13 protein-coding genes and 1 pseudogene are annotated in these 17,865 nt (G+C 69.1%); 5 read left to right on the forward strand and 9 right to left on the reverse strand.

The genetic code is table 11. The features are described from left to right. A partial coding sequence (locus BQ9890_RS09590; RefSeq protein WP_407638914.1) for an amidophosphoribosyltransferase occupies window positions 1-1,063 on the reverse strand: 1,063 nt, incomplete at its 3' end. Window positions 1,064-1,873: 810 nt separating this feature from the next. On the opposite strand from BQ9890_RS09590, the gene BQ9890_RS09595 reads away from it, so the two are divergent. The 5 genes from BQ9890_RS09595 (at window position 1,874) to BQ9890_RS09610 (ending at window position 7,300) form a co-directional block, all read left to right on the forward strand. Next, window positions 1,874-2,527: an ABC transporter ATP-binding protein gene (locus tag BQ9890_RS09595; protein WP_078062358.1), complete on the forward strand. Its 654-nt coding sequence runs from the start codon at window positions 1,874-1,876 to the stop codon at window positions 2,525-2,527. Between the two features lie 92 nt (window positions 2,528-2,619). Next, window positions 2,620-4,935 carry a hypothetical protein gene (locus BQ9890_RS09600; protein WP_143226294.1) on the forward strand — a complete coding sequence of 772 codons (2,316 nt, stop codon included), beginning with the start codon at window positions 2,620-2,622 and terminating at the stop codon, window positions 4,933-4,935. An 80-nt stretch (window positions 4,936-5,015) separates the two neighbouring features. Next, a complete protein-coding gene (locus BQ9890_RS09605; RefSeq protein ID WP_075891113.1) occupies window positions 5,016-5,273 on the forward strand; it encodes a hypothetical protein in 258 nt (85 codons plus the stop codon). Continuing rightward, complete coding sequence (locus BQ9890_RS15360; RefSeq protein WP_143226295.1) at window positions 5,225-6,535, forward strand: sensor histidine kinase; 1,311 nt, start codon at window positions 5,225-5,227, stop codon at window positions 6,533-6,535. The genes BQ9890_RS09605 and BQ9890_RS15360 overlap by 49 nt, the downstream gene beginning before the upstream one ends. Window positions 6,536-6,556: 21 nt before the next feature. Continuing rightward, complete coding sequence (locus tag BQ9890_RS09610; protein ID WP_195907657.1) at window positions 6,557-7,300, forward strand: response regulator; 744 nt, start codon at window positions 6,557-6,559, stop codon at window positions 7,298-7,300. Here the strand turns inward: BQ9890_RS09610 and BQ9890_RS09615 are convergent. The 8 genes and pseudogenes from BQ9890_RS09615 to BQ9890_RS15905 form a co-directional block, all read right to left on the reverse strand. Next, window positions 7,182-9,209, reverse strand: coding sequence for an RNB domain-containing ribonuclease (locus BQ9890_RS09615; protein WP_075891116.1), 2,028 nt, complete (start codon window positions 9,207-9,209; stop codon window positions 7,182-7,184). The genes BQ9890_RS09610 and BQ9890_RS09615 overlap by 119 nt on opposite strands. A gap of 202 nt (window positions 9,210-9,411) precedes the next feature. Beyond that, window positions 9,412-9,822: a monovalent cation/H(+) antiporter subunit G gene (mnhG, locus tag BQ9890_RS09620; RefSeq protein ID WP_230297893.1), complete on the reverse strand. Its 411-nt coding sequence runs from the start codon at window positions 9,820-9,822 to the stop codon at window positions 9,412-9,414. Then, the gene (locus BQ9890_RS09625; RefSeq protein ID WP_075891120.1) at window positions 9,819-10,358 is read right to left on the reverse strand and encodes an MrpF/PhaF family protein; all 540 of its coding nucleotides are present in this window, start codon (window positions 10,356-10,358) and stop codon (window positions 9,819-9,821) included. The genes mnhG and BQ9890_RS09625 overlap by 4 nt, the downstream gene beginning before the upstream one ends. After that, window positions 10,355-11,029, reverse strand: coding sequence for a Na+/H+ antiporter subunit E (locus BQ9890_RS09630; protein ID WP_075891122.1), 675 nt, complete (start codon window positions 11,027-11,029; stop codon window positions 10,355-10,357). Before BQ9890_RS09630 ends, BQ9890_RS09625 begins: the two co-directional genes overlap by 4 nt. Continuing rightward, on the reverse strand, window positions 11,029-12,903 hold the full coding sequence (locus BQ9890_RS09635; protein WP_075891124.1) for a Na+/H+ antiporter subunit D: 1,875 nt from the start codon (window positions 12,901-12,903) through the stop codon (window positions 11,029-11,031). Before BQ9890_RS09635 ends, BQ9890_RS09630 begins: the two co-directional genes overlap by 1 nt. Further along, complete coding sequence (locus tag BQ9890_RS09640) at window positions 12,903-13,421, reverse strand: Na(+)/H(+) antiporter subunit C (protein WP_075891126.1); 519 nt, start codon at window positions 13,419-13,421, stop codon at window positions 12,903-12,905. The genes BQ9890_RS09635 and BQ9890_RS09640 overlap by 1 nt, the downstream gene beginning before the upstream one ends. After that, on the reverse strand, window positions 13,418-15,787 hold the full coding sequence (gene mbhE / locus BQ9890_RS09645; protein ID WP_075891128.1) for a hydrogen gas-evolving membrane-bound hydrogenase subunit E: 2,370 nt from the start codon (window positions 15,785-15,787) through the stop codon (window positions 13,418-13,420). Before mbhE ends, BQ9890_RS09640 begins: the two co-directional genes overlap by 4 nt. A 629-nt stretch (window positions 15,788-16,416) precedes the next feature. Next, a pseudogene (locus tag BQ9890_RS15905) lies at window positions 16,417-17,619 on the reverse strand (proton-conducting transporter transmembrane domain-containing protein); the annotation flags it as partial. Window positions 17,620-17,865: the final 246 nt, after the last annotated feature.

A 17,865-nucleotide genomic window follows, 5' to 3' on the forward strand; every position in this document is an offset into this window, starting at 1 on the left:
GACCACCGATGATGGTGTCGGGACGGGCCAGGTAGACGTACTCGAAGACGCAGGTGCTGGCGCGGGTGACGGCGAAGCGGCGGGAGTGCACACCGTTGTCGTCGATGGCGATGAGTTCCCCCGGCTCGACCTCGCGCACGAAGGTGGCGCCCACCAGGTCCAGGGCGGAGGTCTCCGAGGCCACCACCCAGCCCCGTGACAGGCGCCCGAGCACCAGGGGCCGGTAGCCGTGGGGGTCACGCGCAGCGTAGAGCGTGTGCTCGTCCATGAATACCAGGGAGAAGGCGCCCTTCAGGCGGGGGAGGACCTTCAGTGCCGCGGGGACCAGTGCCGGGGGCTCCGGGTCACCCAGGGGGGCCGACGAGGGCGGGTGCGGGTCCGTGTGCGTCCCGGCGGACAGGGCACCGGTGACACCTGCGGGGACGTCCCCGCCTCCGGAACCGGTCCCCCCCGCGGTGGTGTCCACCCCACCGGCGGAGGCGCGGTCGGCAGCGCCGGTGGACGACGTCTCCGGCGCGGACGGGTCCGGGGGCGCGGCAGCCGTCACGGTGCGGGAGCGGTCCACGAAGGGGACCGGACCCGGGAGCCGCTCGGCCAACCCCATGAGTGCGGTGACGATGGAGGTGTCGGTGGAGGCACCGTGTTCGAGGTCCTCGTCCTCGGGGGCCACCGAACGGGCCAGCCTGCGCAACTCCTCGGTGTTGGTGAGGTTCCCGTTGTGCCCCAGCGCGATCGTCCCGGTCGGGGTGGGCCCCAGCGTCGGCTGGGCATTGCGCCAGGTGTCGGCACCCGTGGTGGCGTAGCGGCAGTGGCCCAGGGCGATGTGCCCGCGCAGTCCGGTCAGCGTCTGCTCGGTGAAGACCTGGTTGACCAGACCGAGGTCCTTGTAGACCAGGATGTTGCGTCCGTCGGAGGTGGCGATGCCCGCGGACTGCTGGCCACGGTGCTGCAGGGCGTAGAGCCCGAAGTAGGTGAGGCGCGAGACGTCCTCGCCCGGCGCCCACACCCCGAAGACCCCGCAGTGGTCGCGGGGGTGGTCGTCGGCGAGCGGACCGCCGGCCAGGGGATCGGCCGTGACGGGATCCTGCCCGGGCCGGGGGGCCGGTGCGTGGTGGTGTGGGGCATCACGACGCCCGGGGGAACTGGTCGGGGCGGTGCCGTCGGTGTCGTCCAGGTGCCAGGAGCCGGTGAACACGGGGCCACTGTCTCACAGGTGCCAGCCCCACTGCCAAGCGGGTCCGGACCACGGGCAGTTGGTTCCGAAGCCACCGACATTTGTCGGTGGATCTCAGGGGCAAGGCCAGGCACGCTGATCGAGGCAGGAGAGCACAACCTGCCAAGGTTGGATCCTTCGACAAGCGCATCGGCCGAGTTCACCCGTCGAAGGAGCCACCCGCACCTCCAGGTGTCCCCCATCCGCAGAGGAGTGTGGTGAAGATGAGAAGTCCGTCAAGACGAAGCCTTTCGATAGCAGCCGCGTCAATGCTTGCGGCAGGAGCTTTTGTGGGTATGAACGCCCCGGGCGTGTTTGCGCTGAGCGGGAACTGCTCGGCGTCAATCGTCCCGAAGGTCGGCTATACGGTCGGTCAAGGATCCTGCAAAACGCTGGGCTCAGACACGAAGGCCCGAGTGACACTCGATGTTTCTGTTGGCGTCGATCGCCATTCCTCGTGGTTCACTAGAACCGGTGTCACCTACACGACCGGCGCTTGGATCTACGATCCAAATGCTCCAAGTGGTTGGCCCAGGAGCGCCCGGGTGGATCTCGGAACGAGGTGAGTGCCACAGCCGCGTACGGGGGCAGGATCCACACGAGTAGTCCTCGTTTCAAATCCTGCCCTCGGCGGGGCGGTCCGGCAGAGAGGCGGATGAGGTGACGGGTCTGGAGTTCTCGGGGGTGCGCTTCGCCTATGGTTCCTCGCGCACGATCTTCGAGTCTGCGGATTGGTCATTCGAACCCGGTCTGATGCATGCGGTGATGGGGCCTTCCGGATCCGGCAAGACCACGTTGTTCCGCCTCGCCAGTGGCGAATTGCACCCCGACGAGGGGCGTGTCCTCATTGAGGGACAAGACCTGACGCTTATGGACAGCGTCGTGCTGCGTCGTACTCTTGTGGCTCGCGTCCACCAAGACTACCGACTCGTGCCCTTTCTGGACGCCTTGGACAATGTCAGGCTCCCGCAGGAGATCGCCGGAACCTTGCGCGCCAACCCGACCCGCGCCCGCGAACTGCTGGAACGCCTCGGACTGGGTGAGCGTCTCCACGGACCGGTTGAGCGGCTGTCCGGTGGCGAGCAGCAACGTGTCGCCTTGGCGCGTGCCTTGGTTGGCTCTCCCCGGATGATTCTCGCAGATGAACCGACTGGGGCACTGGACGAGGAGGCAACAGAACTGATCGCCACTCTCTTAGGGCAGGTCGCTCAGGAGTGGGGGATTGTCGTGGTTGTCGCCACACATGACCAAGACGTGGCGGCGCACGCCGACGCGGTGGTCCGCATCCACAGCCGCCATCTGGTCGCGGCCTGATGTGGGGCATACGCAAGCGTATCGCCTGGAAGGTGGCAGGCGGCCGACCTGGGACGTGCGCGACACTTCTGCTGTTCTCAGCTCTCTTGTCAATGGTCGCGACCGGCATGCTGGATGGTGCGAGCACATATCGGGACACCATTCGCCAGGGTGCGGCTGATTCCTTCGGCGGGTATCACTACCAGATCAGCGGGGGCGGACAGGTTGCTCGAGAGGCCCTCACCGAGCTGGTCAACTCCGGTCAGGCCGTTGCCGTCGTGAAGGGACGCGGCTCTGCGACGGCGAGCGACCACCCCGGAGCCACCACAGGGACCGTTCTTGAGCTCTCCGGGCAGTCCCGCTACGGGCATGTCATCTCCGGACGCCATCCGACGGCTCCGGGCGAACTTTCCATCTCCCGTGAAGGCGCGGCACAGGCTGGTGTCGCCGTCGGTGGACGCGTCCTTGTGAGCTCCGAAGAGGAGGAGCTCGGAACCGCTGAGTACACCGTCACTGGGATCACGCTGAATCCAGCATCCCCAAGCGAGGTGACGATGGCTGCTGTCACGCGTTCCCCGGGGATTGGATCACGCGCTCAGACCTGGCTCACCGACGCAGACCCGGAGACGATCCCCGCACTGCAGACGGATCTGTCCTCGGGCAACGCACAGGCAGGCACGGTCGACGCCTCTGTTCGCGCGGCCTCCGCGGAGGTTGGAGTGAGAGAGCTGGCGGGGTTGCCCTGGTTGTTGTCGCTCCTCTTCGTCGTCGGCGCCGTGGGATTGGCAGGAGTCCTGATCTCCACACGTGCCACGACCGGAAGGGTCGCGAGTGCATTGGTCGCTTCGGGGGAGTCATGGCGGCGATCCTGGTGGGTGACGCAGATGGGGCTGTTCCTCCTGCCTGTGTGTGGATCACTTGTCGGCGTCATGGGCACCAAGATGCTCATGCGCATCGCACGGGGACCATTGGCAGCCCAGGTCGAACAGGTGTGGGAAGAGACGCCCGGATGGCTGACGCCCTCGCTCGGCTTTGTCGGCGGCTACGTCATGATCGCACTTCTCGTTGCCTGGATCGCCTGCCAGCATCGACCCAAGCAGAGGCACGCGGAGCCTCGTCGGGATCCGCCTCGTTGGCCATTGATCGCAGCACCGACGGGAGTGGTCCTGTCGGCTTTGCTCGTCTACCTATACCAGACGCAGGTGCTTCATCTGGGCGTCGCGCTGGGGACCATCGTGGCCTCCATCGCATGGCCGGTGCTCCTGTGGCGGATCCCCTGGCTGTCACGCGCCCCCGTGCAGCAACGTGCGCTGTGGGCCACCACCCGGAACACTGTTCCGACTCTCAACGCACTGATGCTTCTCCTGACGCTCGCTGCCTACCAGAGCGCCAGCCTGATGAGCGATGTGACATCAGGGATGGACGGCTCCGAGTCCTCGATGATGGTTGAGTCCCTGACAGCGAATGATGTCGAGAACCTCAGCGCAACATATCCCGACATCATGGCGGATGCGCTGGTCTTCGTAAACGCGGATGAATCAGAATCCCAGCCTCGCGCGACCACTGCAGAAGGCCTTTCTTGCTTCGAGCAAGCAATCGGCACAAACGAGGACTATTTCACGGCCTGTCCCCTGGAAGTCCTCCGCCTAGTGGTGTTCGCGCCCTCTGACGGCCCAGCAGCGACCTTTGCCGGCCGAGTTTCCGAGGAGCTCTCCACCGATGGCGATCTCGGAGTGGTTGTCCTTGAGCCAGCCTCTGGACGGGTGAAATCCACTGCCCATCTCACGACTGGCCCTCCCGACCCGGAGATGGGTGTCAATGGAATGCCGGACGTGGTCCTGGACCCCCTGTCTCCTGAAGTGAAGAGATTGGGCATCGGCTCCTCAGACCTTCGGACCGTGATCATCCAAGGATTCAGCGAGCATACGGATCGGGAGAAGAATGGCTTCCGTACCAGCGTCATCACCCAAGCCGGGTACAGCTTCGTCACCGAGTCCGACAGTCCAGAGGCTCGTCAGATGCGTGCCATGGCATTCACCATTCCATCCTTTGCCGCCCTCATCGCCTCCATCGCGGTCGCTCTGCTTTTCATCTCGATCTCATCGGAGCAGAGGACCTTGTGGGAAGTCGCAAGGAACTCAGGGGCGACGAGCCATCAACGTCTGCGCCTGACAATCCCTCTCGCGTTGTCAACGGTTGCTGCTACATGTGTGGCGGTAGCGATGGGACGGATTGGGGCCATGCCCACTCTCTCGGTTGCGGGCACCCCACTGGACTTCGACTACGGCTGGTTCTGGTTGATCCCGGTTCCGTCAGCTGCGGTCACCGCGCTGATCATGTCCCTCGGGAGCATGCGGACGGGAGCGACTCACGGCTCGAGGGAGGCGCCGAAATCGCGCAACAGAACGAGCCCGTCGGCGGAAGATTGACAGGACCGACACGAGATCGTCTCGACGCCGCGCCCAGCCCCTCCAACACCCCAAGAGAGGAAGGATGGTGTAGCAAACAGATGATCGAAGCACACGGCTACGCCAAGAGGACCAAGATGCACGGAAAGATCTCCAACATGACAGTAGCCCGGATAGCCATTGCCTATCTGCTGTTCGTCTCCCCTATGGGGGTGGATCAGTTGGGGGACGACCTCGTCTTCAGTTCGACGCCGCACCTCTTTGGACATGAACGGGGTCTCACAGAAGTGACCATCGAGAACAACGAGCCGTGGATCTGCACGTTCTTTCCCTCGTTTCCCTCATGCAAGAGAAATTGAAGACGCGCACGAGAGTCGAGGGGCTCGACGCCTCGACTCTTGGTCAGCACGCCAGTCTCCACCTCCGCCAGATCCTGTTCGTCGCGGCAGCCGCCATCCTTCTCCTGAGCGAACTCCTCTCAGGTCCCGTCTCGGATGGAATCGGTCGCTACAGTCTCATCTGGGCAGTGGGAAGCTGTCTGCTCCTGGCTGCGTCAGCATGGTCGCCTGCCATCGGGGGCTCCCTGTACTCGGGTCTGACCGTGATCGGGATATGTCTGCCACGCGAGGTGTTGTCCTTGGCGCTCCCGATGGTCGGCATCTACGTGCTCGGAGTGGATTGGATCGCCCGGGGATGGGCTCTTCCCGCAACTGCCATTCTGCTCAGTTCCGAGCTTGCTCAGCTCTCACAGTCATCGACACCGAGGGCGGACATCGTCGGAGCCGCATTGGGGGTGACATTCACCCTTGTGATCGGTGCGGTCCTGCGATGGGGCCGACGGCAGCGAGCTGCCCTGGAAGAGCACGCGCACCGCGTCGCATCCGAGGCGGAACTCTCAGTGCGCCACAGCCTTGCTGCCGCGTTGCACGACGACGTGGCAAGTGAACTGGTACGAGTCATCCTGACCAGCAGCGGCATCGCACGCGGCGCCACCGACCCTGAGCTTGCCTCCGAGATCGAAGAGTTGGGCGATCGTGCGCGGATCGCCCTGGGTCGCCTGCGAGCTCTCATGGCCAAGTCAGGCGAGGGAGGACCACCTACTGCTTCGGAGCCATTCGGGCAGATCATCCACACCTGTCGAGCAATGCTCAGCGGACGCGACATTGATCTTGTCTCCGAGGTCGTTGGGGACGTGGACTCCTCGTGCACTGCTCGCCAGCGCGCCATTCTCGCCGGTGCCGTGCGGGAGGGCGCGACCAACACCCTCAAGTTCGCCCGACCGGGATCCACGGCGCGCCTCGTCGTCGAACTCCTCCCCGACAGGGCCGTGGATCTCATGCTGGCCAGCGAGATGCCTCCTCCCCCAGCGATCGACCACGGCGTCCTCTCCGGAGGACTTGGACTTGAGAACTTGTCCATCCGGGTTGCTGGGGAAGGTGGCAGAGTCCTCTTCGGACCCAACCATGGGTCGTGGGTGCTCACCCTCAGTCTGCCAGGAGAACCTCCACCCGCGACAAGGAGGAGCAGTGCGCCCCGGACTGGAGAAGCCGGGGTGCCGGGGGCCACGCTGGAGTCCTCCCCGGTAGTCGAGACAGCGAAACGGGAAGGAGAAAGGGAATAGATGGAACCGGAGCACGTGCGAGTGCTCCTCGCAGACGACGATCCCGTCCTGCGCAGAGAGCTCGGCTCGGCACTCGCGAGCACTGATCAGATCACTCTGGTCGCTGCCGTTGCTGACGGTGCCGCAGCTCTCGATGAGCTGCGGCACCACATCGTTGACGTCGCGTTGCTCGATGTCGACATGCCCGTCCTCGACGGCGTCGCAACGGCCCGGGCAATCGCCGCGCAGCACCCAGATGTGACGGTGGTGATGCTCACCGCCTTCGAACGGGAGGACTTCCTCGAGCAGTCCCTGCTCGCTGGAGCCTCGGGGTTCCTCACGAAAGACCTCCCGCTCAAGGAACTCGTGATCCTCTTGCAGCACGCCGCATCCGGGAAGACCGTGATGGGAGCGCGCCCCACGGCGCTGCTCGCACAGTCGTACCGTGAACAGGCTCGACGGAAGGAGACCAGCTCCGACTTCATCGCTACCGTCCAAGCCATGCCCCTGCGCTTGAAAGAAGTCTTCGACCTCCTCGTGGCGGCCGCGTCCAATCGCGACATTGCCCACGAGCTCCATCTCAGCGAGTCGACCGTTCGAGGATACGTTTCGGAGATCCTGCGCCTCACAGGCAGCCGGTCCCGCACGGAGGTGGCGGCTCGCGCGCTCAGCTCCGGGCTTCCGGACCAGGCCCTGGGGCTCCGTCCTGCCGCTCCGGGCCGGCCGGCCAGAGGAACTCGATGCGTCGCCGCGACACGTCGGCCTGGACCAACCTCGCCTCGATGACCTCACCGAGGCGCAAGGACTCCGACTCCTCCGCCACCAGCACCCGCCCCATCACCGCGGGATCCGCGATCATGACCGTGCCGCGCCTCGCTCCGGCCTGCGCGGGTGGCTGGTCCGGGCCGACAGGAACTCCGGCACCCTGGGCACGGTCAGGACCCACCCCTTGGCCGTTGGCACCGTTCCCCCGGGCACCGTTCTCCCGGGCACCGTTCCCCCGGGCGCCATTGCCTCCCCCGGTAGTGACCCCATTGCGCGGTGGCCGCCCGTCCACGTCGACCACTGCGCCCCGGAAGACATTGCCGACCTCCCCGGCCAGCAGCAGGGCCTCCACCGCGCACAGCGACTCCCGCTCCGCGGCCGAGACCCGCTGGGTCGCCTTCCCCATCAGTGAGGGAACCTCGAGCAGGCTCTCTCGCACCCAGCCGGGCACGGCCTCACCTGCGCACGCCGCCAGGCAGATCTCCAGGGACCAGCGGTCCACGAGGCGCCGCAGGGGTGCGGTCGCGTGCGCGTACTCGGCGGCGATGGCTGCGTGCCGGGTCACGGGGTCGCCCTCGTCGGGGAAGGGCGGCGCCTCCCCCACGCCGAAGACCGCGTACCCCGCACCGCGGAAGAGGGAGGTGGCCTCCAGCAGGAACGCGGCCTCCGGTGCGCTGTCGGGGGAGATCGAGCGGACCAGGTCCGGGTAGGCGACCTCGTCGGGCCAACCGACTCCGAGGGCTCGCGCCACGGCGTGCAGTTTGGCGAGCGCCGAGGGGGTGGCCGGGGGCACTGTCCGCAGGACCCCGCAGCCCACCTGCCTCATGGTCGAGGCCGCGCAGATCCCGGTGAGCAGGGAGACCTGCGCGTTCCATTCCTCCACGGCCGGACTGGAACGGTAGACGAGGCGGAAGTGCCCACTCCCATCGGGCCCGGGAGCACGGACCACCTCCTGCTCGGGGATGCGCGCCGACACCCCGCCCCGGGCCATCTCGCGGGTCAGTCGCAGCTCACCCACCTCGCGCAGGAGGACCGGCAGGTCGACGGGTGTACCCGGGGGCAACTCGCTCCCCTCACCACCATCGGTGGAGTCCAGCGCCTCCTGGACCTGCTCGTAGGTGAGCTGGGCGCGGGAGCGCACCAGGGCGCGACGCACGTTCCAGGTGATCTTCCCGCCGTCGGGCCCGAGGCGGATCTGCCACACGCAGGCCGGGCACAGCTGTCCCGGCAGCAGGGAGGCCGCACCCTCGGAGAGCTCACGGGGGTGCAGCGGTGTGGCGCTGTCCGGGAAGTAGGTGGTGAGACCACGGGCGCGCGCCTCGGCGTCCAGCGGCGAGCCCGGGGGCGTGAAGGTGGCCACTGACGCAATCGCATAGCTGACGAGGAAGGTCGCCCCGTCGGGCTCGCCCGCGGGCAGGCGCAGGAGGTGGATCGCCTGGTCCAGGTCGCGCGAACCCTCGGGGTCGATGGTCACGAAGGGGATGTGGGTGGCGTCCAGGGTCGGGAGGGCGGGCGCCCACAGCGCATCCGCCGGGGGTCGCCCGGTGGCAGAGGGGTGCGGCGCCTCCTCCGCGCGTCGCCCGGTGGCTGCGCGGTGCAGCGGGCGGAACTCCTGGATGCGGGTCGCGTCCGTCGTTGCCCCGGGATCGACGAGGGCGGGACCGCGGTGCTGGACCCTGGCGGGGTCCAGGTCCTCATCCGCGTCCAGGTCCGGGTCGGTCCCGGTGTCGGGGTGGGGGCCGGGGCAGGGGTCGAGGTCGAGGTCGAGGGTGGCGAGGAAGTCCCTCCACTGGGCGACCGAACGCCGTGCCTGCTCGGTGACCGCCTCCGGGAAGACGGCCGGGATGCGCATCTCGGAGCGGATCCGGTCCAGGACGGGAACGAGGATGTCCTCGGCGACACTGGCCAGGGGGAGGTGACGGTGGAACATGGCCGACCCCCCTCCCCGACCCGGCTCGCGCGTCCGGGACCGACAACAGGGTACGTGTCGCGGCTCACGTGGGCGCGTGTTCGGCGCGGCGCGCTCCACCAGCGACCTCGCCGTGGGGTGGGTCCGCCTGTCCTGACCGAGGGATCCGCGAGCCAGTCGACCGGGACACGTGGGACGGATCATGTCCCCTCGCCCCGGCGGCTCAGGAGCCGTCGCCCAGGGAGGAGGAGCTCAGGTCCTCGCTGAGCTCGTCGACGACCAGGTCGCGACCCTCGTCGCGCCGGGTCCGGTAGACGGCGCGACCCACCAGGTGTGACCCGACCGGGGCGGTGATCACCTGCAGGGTGAGCACAGCCAGCCCCAGCACCACCCAGCGCCAGTCCAGGGTGTCCAGTGCGATCCCGACACAGACGAACATGAGGCCCAGCAGCTGGGGCTTGGTGGCGGCGTGCATGCGGGAGTAGAGATCGGGCAGGCGGACCAGCCCGATGGCGGCGACCAGGGTGAAGGCCACGCCGATGAACAGCAGGATCGCGCCCGCCCAGTCCACCACCTCGAGCAGGGATTCCGGGAGCTGGGTGGCCAGGGTTGCCACTGCTGACGATCTCATCATTCCTGTCCCCTCTCCCCGGGACCGGCCGGCCCGTCCGTGCGGGCACCGGCCTGCCCACTGTCGGGCGCCCCGTCCACTGCGTCCCCGGAGGGATCGGTGTCGCCCTCGTCAGCGGAGCCCCCGCCGCCTGAGTCCCCGTCCCCCGAGGCGTCACCGCGGGCAAGGCGGGCCGCCTCCTCGAGTTCCGCCTGCTCGGCGGCGATCTCCGCCTCGGCGCGTTCGCGGTCCTGGCGTTCCGCCTCCTCACGGGTGAGGATGCGCTTGGACGAGGCGTCCTCGCGCACGGCGTAGCGTGTCACGACGACGGCGGTCATGAAGGCCGTCAGCGCGAGGATGACCAGGAGGACACCGAGATCCAAGCGCTGCCACCACACGACCATCACGGCGAGGATCCCGATCCCGCAGGCGGTCAGCACGTCGGTGGCGACCGTGCGGTCCAGCAGTCCCGGCCCGATGCTCATGCGGTACAGGGCGAGCACCCCGGAGAACACGGCGACCACGGCGGTGGCCAGGTGGAGGACGTCGATCGGACTCATTCCGGGGACCCCCCGTCCGTCGTGCCGGAGGAGGCGGTGTCATCGGTGCCAACAGGGCTGGCATCATCATCGGCGGCGTCCTCGGCAGACTTCCCGAGTCCGTAGGCACTGAGGTCCGCGGGGCGGGAGAGCGCTCGCAGGATCCGCTCCTCCTGGTCGAGCACCGACTGCCTGACGGCCTCGATGCCACCCTGGCCCTCCACGTCCAGGACATGGATGTAGATCCGCCCGATCAGGCGGTCCACACGCACCACGATGCTCCCGGGCATCAGCGACGTCATCGCGGAGACCACGGTCAGGTGGACCGGGTCGGCGCTGCGCAGTTCGACCCGCAGGATCGCATTGTCGACCTTCCTGTTCGACACGACGATCCAGGAGACCTGCACGCCTGCGCGCACGAGGTCCGCGGCGAAACGGGAGAGCAGGACCAGTGTCTCCTGGGGGCGCAGGGTCCACCTGCCCTGGACCCGTGGCAAGGGGAAGGCCCACTGGACCGCAACGGCGACGAGGACACCTCCCAGGAGTATCAGGGGGTCCACACTGCCGAAGACCATCACCCACACGAGCAGCAGCCACAGTGTCAGGCGCCAGGAGACGGCGCCGCTGCCGCGACGTGGGACGGTGTCCGCCCACCACTCGGCGGAGGACATGCGACCGAGACGGCGCCACATCAGCGATCACCCCCATCCGTGCCGGACTGGGAGTCCTGACCTGACTGCCCTGACTGCGCCTCACCGGGCCGCACACCCGGGGTGGGCACCGCCCCGGACTGGGGCGAGGGGTCGACGGAGGGGGTGGGGGTGGGCGTGCCGGTCTCCAGCGGTGAAGCCGTCGGGTTCGGCGAGGGGCTGACCTCACTGCCCTCGGTCTCCTCGTCGGAGGTCCCGGAACCGCGATCCCCCTGGCTGAGGACCGCCTCGATGTAGGGCGTGCGGGCGATCTGGTCCGCGGCAGCCCGGTCGATGTAGGCCCACACGGGTCCGGAGAAGAGGGCCATGGCGAGTTGGACCCCGACCAGGGCAGCGACGGAGGCGGTCATGAGGACCGAGGTGTTGCCCTTGCCCTGCTCGGCGTCGGTGCGCGAGGCCTCGGCCTGTTGCTCGGAGCGGCGGGCCGTGCGCCCCAGGGTCTGCTCGGCGCGCTCGATCTGGTTGGCGACCCTGCGGGTGGAGCGCTCGGTGGCATCGGGGCGGGGCTCGGGTGTGGCGAGCATGGGCGGCGCATCCGTGGAGGTCTGCCAGAAGGCCATGTTCCACCACTTGACGAACACGTAGAGCGTCAGGAAGGAAGTGACAATCCCGCCTGCCAGCAGCGCCCACGCTGCGGGTGTGGCTGCCTCCACGGAGGCCCGTGCCAGCCCGAGTTTCCCGACGAACCCGGTCAGGGGCGGGATGCCCACCAGGTTGATGCCGCTGATGAAGTAGAGGATCGCGATGACCGGTGCCGTGCGGGCCAGACCCGACAGCCGCGACAGGGAGGTGGTCCCGGTGCGCCGCTCGATGAGTCCCGAGACGAGGAACAGGGAGGTCTGGACGAGGATGTGGTGGGCGGCGTAGTAGATGGCCGCGGCCAGTCCCGTACGGGACACCAGCGCGATGCCCCAGACCATGAACCCGATGTGGGAGACCAGGGTGAAGGACAGGAGCCTCTTGATGTCGTCCTGGGCGACGGCACCCAGGATGCCCACGAGCATGGTCGCCAGACCGACGAAGGTCAGCACCCCGCTGAGGTGGTCCCCGGGGAAGAGCAGGAACTGCAGGCGGATCAGGGCGTAGACCCCCACCTTGGTGAGCAACCCCGCGAATACGGCGGTGACCGGGGCGGGTGCTGTCGGGTAGGAGTCGGGCAGCCAGGCCTCCAGGGGGAAGACGGCGGCCTTGATGCCGAAGGCGACCAGCAGGAGCACCTGGATCATCTGGGCGGTGCCGGGGTCGATCTCCTGCAGGCGCACGGCCAGCTGCGCCATGTTCACGGTGCCAGCCGCCGAGTAGGTCAGGGCGATGCCGGCCAGGAAGATGGCGGAGGAGATGATCGAGACGACCACGTAGACCGTGCCCGCACGCACCCGGCCGCGGGTCCCCCCCAGGGTGATGAGAATGAAGGAGGCGGCCAGGAGGATCTCGAAGCCGACGAAGAGGTTGAAGAGGTCGCCGGTGAGGAAGGCGTTGGAGACGCCGGCCGAGAGGATCAGGAACGTCGGGAAGTAGATGGCGATGGGGGCGCGCGGCCCGTCATCGGCCAGGTTCTGGGCCAGTGAGTAGATGAGGACGGCCAGGGTGACGACCTGGCTGACGAGGAGCATGGTGGCGGAGAGACGGTCGGCGACCAGGGTGATGCCGATCGGGGCCGCCCAGGAACCGACATCCAGGACCACGGGACCCGCGGAGGCGGCCACGGCGAGCACCACGGAGACCAGGGTCGTCACGGACAGCGCCAGCAGGGCGATGAGCTGCTGGAGATTGGGACGTCGTCCCACCAGCAGGGCCAGACCCGCACTGAGCAGCGGCAGCAGCACCGGGACGGGGAGCATCCAGGAGACACCCATCAGGCGTCACCTCCCCGCGTGGAGCCGGGCTCTGTCGTTGTATCCCCCGCACCGCGGACGAGGGCGTCGCCGTCGCTCCCCGGGTCCTCGGAGTCGTAGTTGATGCCCTCGTCCTCGTCACCCGTGGTCGCCTCGGCATGTGCCAGTGCCGCCTCGTGGGCGGCGCGCTGGGCGAGGAGGCGGTCCTCGACGTCGTCGACGACCTCGTCGTGGCCGCTCAGGTGCCAGGACCGGTAGGCCAGGGCGAGGCCGAAGGCGGTGGTGCCCAGGGACAGGACGATGGAGGTGAGGATCATCGCCTGGGGCAGCGGGTCCGCCATGTTTGCAGGGTCCTCCAGCCCGAGCAGGGGTGGGCGCCCGGCAGCACCGCCGGAAGCGAGAATCAGGACGTTGACACCGTGCGTGATCAGACCCAGGCCGATGAAGATCCGGGACAGGGAACGCTCCAGCAGCAGGTAGACACCGGTGGCGACCAGGCCGCCGGAGATGATCAGCAGGACCAGGGAGGGAACGGTCATCGTGTCCCCTCCTGGTCCGTGGCCGTGTTGGTGCCCTCTTCGCTCGCCGTGGCCGCCCGCGGGGCGGTGGAATCCCCGGTGGAGGGACGCCCGGGCGGGTCGGCGGCCACCACCGGTGCGCCCGGCCCCCCGGGCGAGGAGTCCCGGGGCCTGGCGGCAGCCGGATGGACCGCACCCCCGGGCACCGAGCCCGCGGCGACCGGAGCGGGGGCGCCCTCGTCAAGGGTGGAGGGCGCGGGCGCAGCCCGCCTGCGGCGCTCAGCGGCGGACTGACGGTCGATCTCGGCGCCGGCGGCGGAGACGAGGTCGAGGACCAGGCCCACCACCAGCACGTAGACACCGACGTCGAGGATCATGGCGGTCGTGAAGTGCAGGTCACCCAGGATGCCCAGGTGGATGTCGACGGCAGTCGACTGGAGGACGGCATTGCCGAAGAGCAGGGGCAGCATGGCCCCGGCCCCCGCGATGAACAGGCCCAGTCCCATGACGCGACCTGCGGGGATCGGCATGGCCTCGCCGAGTTCGTGGCGACCGCCCGCCAGGTAGCGCAGGACGAAGGCCAGGCCCGCCACCACACCACCGGCGAAGCCACCTCCCGGGGAGTTGTGGCCGACGAAGAGCAGCCACACCGACAGCAGGAGCATGGTCGGGAAGAGGAGTCTGGTCGTCACCTCCAGGACGGTGGAGCGGTCCTGGGGGCGCAGGGCGGAGACGGCGGGGAGGAAGGGGCGCTGCTCGGAGGCGCTGGGGGCGCGGTCGATGCGTCCCGAACGGGAGCGTAGGTAGATCAGGGACGCCACGCCGGTGGCGGTGACGAGCAGGACCGAGAGCTCGCCGACGGTGTCCCAGGCGCGGATGTCGACGAGGATGACATTGACGATGTTCTGGCCGCCGCCGAACTCCAGGGCCTCGCTGGGCATGAGTGCGGAGACCGGGGCGTGGATTCGCGCGGACGCCGCGTAGAGGCCGGTCAGGACGACCCCGACGCCCACCGCGCCCGCGATCGCCAGGTGCAGCCAGCGTGCGGCGGCCAGGGGCCGGTCGGAGAAGTAGCGCGGGAGCTTGCGCATGACCAGGACGAAGACGACCATGGCGACGGCCTCCACGACGATCTGGGTGAGCGCCAGGTCGGGTGCACCCTGGGAGGCGTAGAGCAGGGCGACGCCCAGGCCCACGGCGCCGAGGGCGAAGACGGCACGCATGCGTCGCCGGGAGCGGGCGGTCATGATCGCGGCGAGGAGGACGATCACCGCGATGCCGACCTGCAGGGGGGAGTCCGCCCAGCGCACCGTGACCGGTCCGGGTGGGGTGATGAGGATCGAGGCACCCACCGCGGCCACCATGGTGAGCATGATGGTGGACAGGTTCCAGGGCAGGGAGCCCTGTTGGAAGAGCCGGGTCACTCGGGCGGAGACGATCTCGAGTTCCCGCATGCTCCAGGAGTAGAGGCCGACCACCGACAGCGGCGGCGAGACCCGCTCCTGCAGGGCCTCGAAGGCGGGGGCGGCCCGGGCCAGGAGGGCGCCACCGGCCAGGACGGCCGCGGTGAGCGCCGCGGGCTCCCATCCGGACCACCACGCCAGGTGCGCGCTGCCGGGGAGCAGTGTGGTGGCGGGGGCGAAGAGGTTCTCCAGGGTGTGGGGGAGGAAACCGAGCAGGGCGCCTGCGGAGAGCACGACGATGGGGAGGAGCATGGGGCGCGGGGTCGGGCGCACCGTGACCTCCTCGGCCACCCCGCGGGTGCCGAAGGCTCCCCACCAGGCGCGCCAGGAGTAGGCGACGGTCAGCACGGACCCTGCGGCCACGACGAGGGCGACGAGGACGTCCGTCAGGAGCGTCGGGCCCACCCACCCCGCTTCCGAGCCGTGCAGGAGGGTCGCCAGGAGGGCCTCCTTGCCGAGGTACCCGGTGGTGAGCGGCACGCCCGCCATGGACAGTGCCGCCAGGCCGGCCGCCGTGGCCAGGACGGGCATGCGCCGGGCCAGACCGGTGAGCTTGCGACGGTCTCGGGTGCCCGTCGCCGACTCGACGGCGCCGACCGTGAGGAAGAGGGTGGACTTGAAGAGGCTGTGGGCCAGCAGCATGGTCAACCCTGCCGCCATCGCCCCGGCACTGCCCTGCCCGACGGTGGCGGTGATGAGGCCCAGCTGGGAGACGGTCCCGTAGGCGAGCACCAGCTTGAGGTCCTGCTGGCGCAGCGCCCTCCACCCGCCCAGGAGCATGGTCGCCAGGCCGAGCGCGACGACCACCGGTGACCAGGCCGGGACCTCGGTGAAGCCCGGAGCCACGCGCGCCACGAGGTAGACACCGGCCTTGACCATGGCGGCCGCGTGCAGGTAGGCGGAGACAGGGGTGGGGGCCGCCATGGNNTCACCGCGATGCCGACCTGCAGGGGGGAGTCCGCCCAGCGCACCGTGACCGGTCCGGGTGGGGTGATGAGGATCGAGGCACCCACCGCGGCCACCATGGTGAGCATGATGGTGGACAGGTTCCAGGGCAGGGAGCCCTGTTGGAAGAGCCGGGTCACTCGGGCGGAGACGATCTCGAGTTCCCGCATGCTCCAGGAGTAGAGGCCGACCACCGACAGCGGCGGCGAGACCCGCTCCTGCAGGGCCTCGAAGGCGGGGGCGGCCCGGGCCAGGAGGGCGCCACCGGCCAGGACGGCCGCGGTGAGCGCCGCGGGCTCCCATCCGGACCACCACGCCAGGTGCGCGCTGCCGGGGAGCAGTGTGGTGGCGGGGGCGAAGAGGTTCTCCAGGGTGTGGGGGAGGAAACCGAGCAGGGCGCCTGCGGAGAGCACGACGATGGGGAGGAGCATGGGGCGCGGGGTCGGGCGCACCGTGACCTCCTCGGCCACCCCGCGGGTGCCGAAGGCTCCCCACCAGGCGCGCCAGGAGTAGGCGACGGTCAGCACGGACCCTGCGGCCACGACGAGGGCGACGAGGACGTCCGTCAGGAGCGTCGGGCCCACCCACCCCGCTTCCGAGCCGTGCAGGAGGGTCGCCAGGAGGGCCTCCTTGCCGAGGTACCCGGTGGTGAGCGGCACGCCCGCCATGGACAGTGCCGCCAGGCCGGCCGCCGTGGCCAGGACGGGCATGCGCCGGGCCAGACCGGTGAGCTTGCGACGGTCTCGGGTGCCCGTCGCCGACTCGACGGCGCCGACCGTGAGGAAGAGGGTGGACTTGAAGAGGCTGTGGGCCAGCAGCATGGTCAACCCTGCCGCCATCGCCCCGGCACTGCCCTGCCCGACGGTGGCGGTGATGAGGCCCAGCTGGGAGACGGTCCCGTAGGCGAGCACCAGCTTGAGGTCCTGCTGGCGCAGCGCCCTCCACCCGCCCAGGAGCATGGTCGCCAGGCCGAGCGCGACGACCACCGGTGACCAGGCCGGGACCTCGGTGAAGCCCGGAGCCACGCGCGCCACGAGGTAGACACCGGCCTTGACCATGGCGGCCGCGTGCAGGTAGGCGGAGACAGGGGTGGGGGCCGCCATGGCACCGGGCAACCAGAAGTGGGAGGGCACCAGGGCCGACTTCGTAGCGGCGCCCGCCAGCACCAGTAGCGCGGCGATGACGACCTGGGGTGAGGTCGGGTCCATGGTGCCGTCCGCCAGGGCGGCCACGAGCTCCGAGATGCGGAAGGAGCCCCCGGGTGCCAGGCCCAGCATGACGAAGCCCGCGAACATGGCCAGGGACCCGGAGGAGGTCACCAGGAGGGCCTGGCGGGCGGCACCCCTGGCGGGACGGCGGTCGTGGTGGTGGCCGATGAGCAGGAAGGACAGCAGGGAGGTGCCCTCCCAGAACAGGTACAGGCCCATGGAGTGGTCGACGGTGACGACCCCGAGCATGGCACCGGCGAAGCCGACGAAGACCCCCGCGAAGCGGCCGAGCCCGGCGGAGGTGTCGGAGAAGTACCCGGAGGCGTAGACGAGCACCAGTGCGCCCACGCCGCCCACGATGAGGGTCATCAGCCAGGAGAGCGGGTCCAGGCGGAACCAGAGGTCCATGTCGAGGCCCGGGACCCACGTGAGGTGCTCGGTGGGGGGCGTCGCGGAGAAGGCGGCGCGGGTGTTCAGTGCGGCCCAGGCGGCAGCGGATGCGGGGACGAGGCCGAGGAGTGCGAGGGTGCGTCGCCCGAGGTGGCGGACCAGGGTGGGTGCTGCGAGCGCTGCTGCGAGATGCGCGGCGAGCAGCACGATCATGTGGGCTCCTGGTCGTCAGGGTGCGGTCAGGGCAACGGGCCGGACGAGCGCCGACTCGGAGCCCGACGCCGCCTCACCGGCCCACACCAAGGGTAATGCACAGGCCAAGTCGCTGCCCGCCGTGCCCACCCCACCCCCCATCTCGCCGAAGTCCGCTCAGTTCAGGGGTCGAAGTCCGCTCTGTTCGGAGCACGAAGACGATATGGGGGTGGGGGTGGTCTGAGGTTGGGTCTTGTGGCCTGGGGC

Origin of the sequence: Actinomyces provencensis, from assembly GCF_900155435.1 — a bacterium.
In the GTDB taxonomy this organism is placed as follows: domain Bacteria; phylum Actinomycetota; class Actinomycetes; order Actinomycetales; family Actinomycetaceae; genus Pauljensenia; species Pauljensenia provencensis.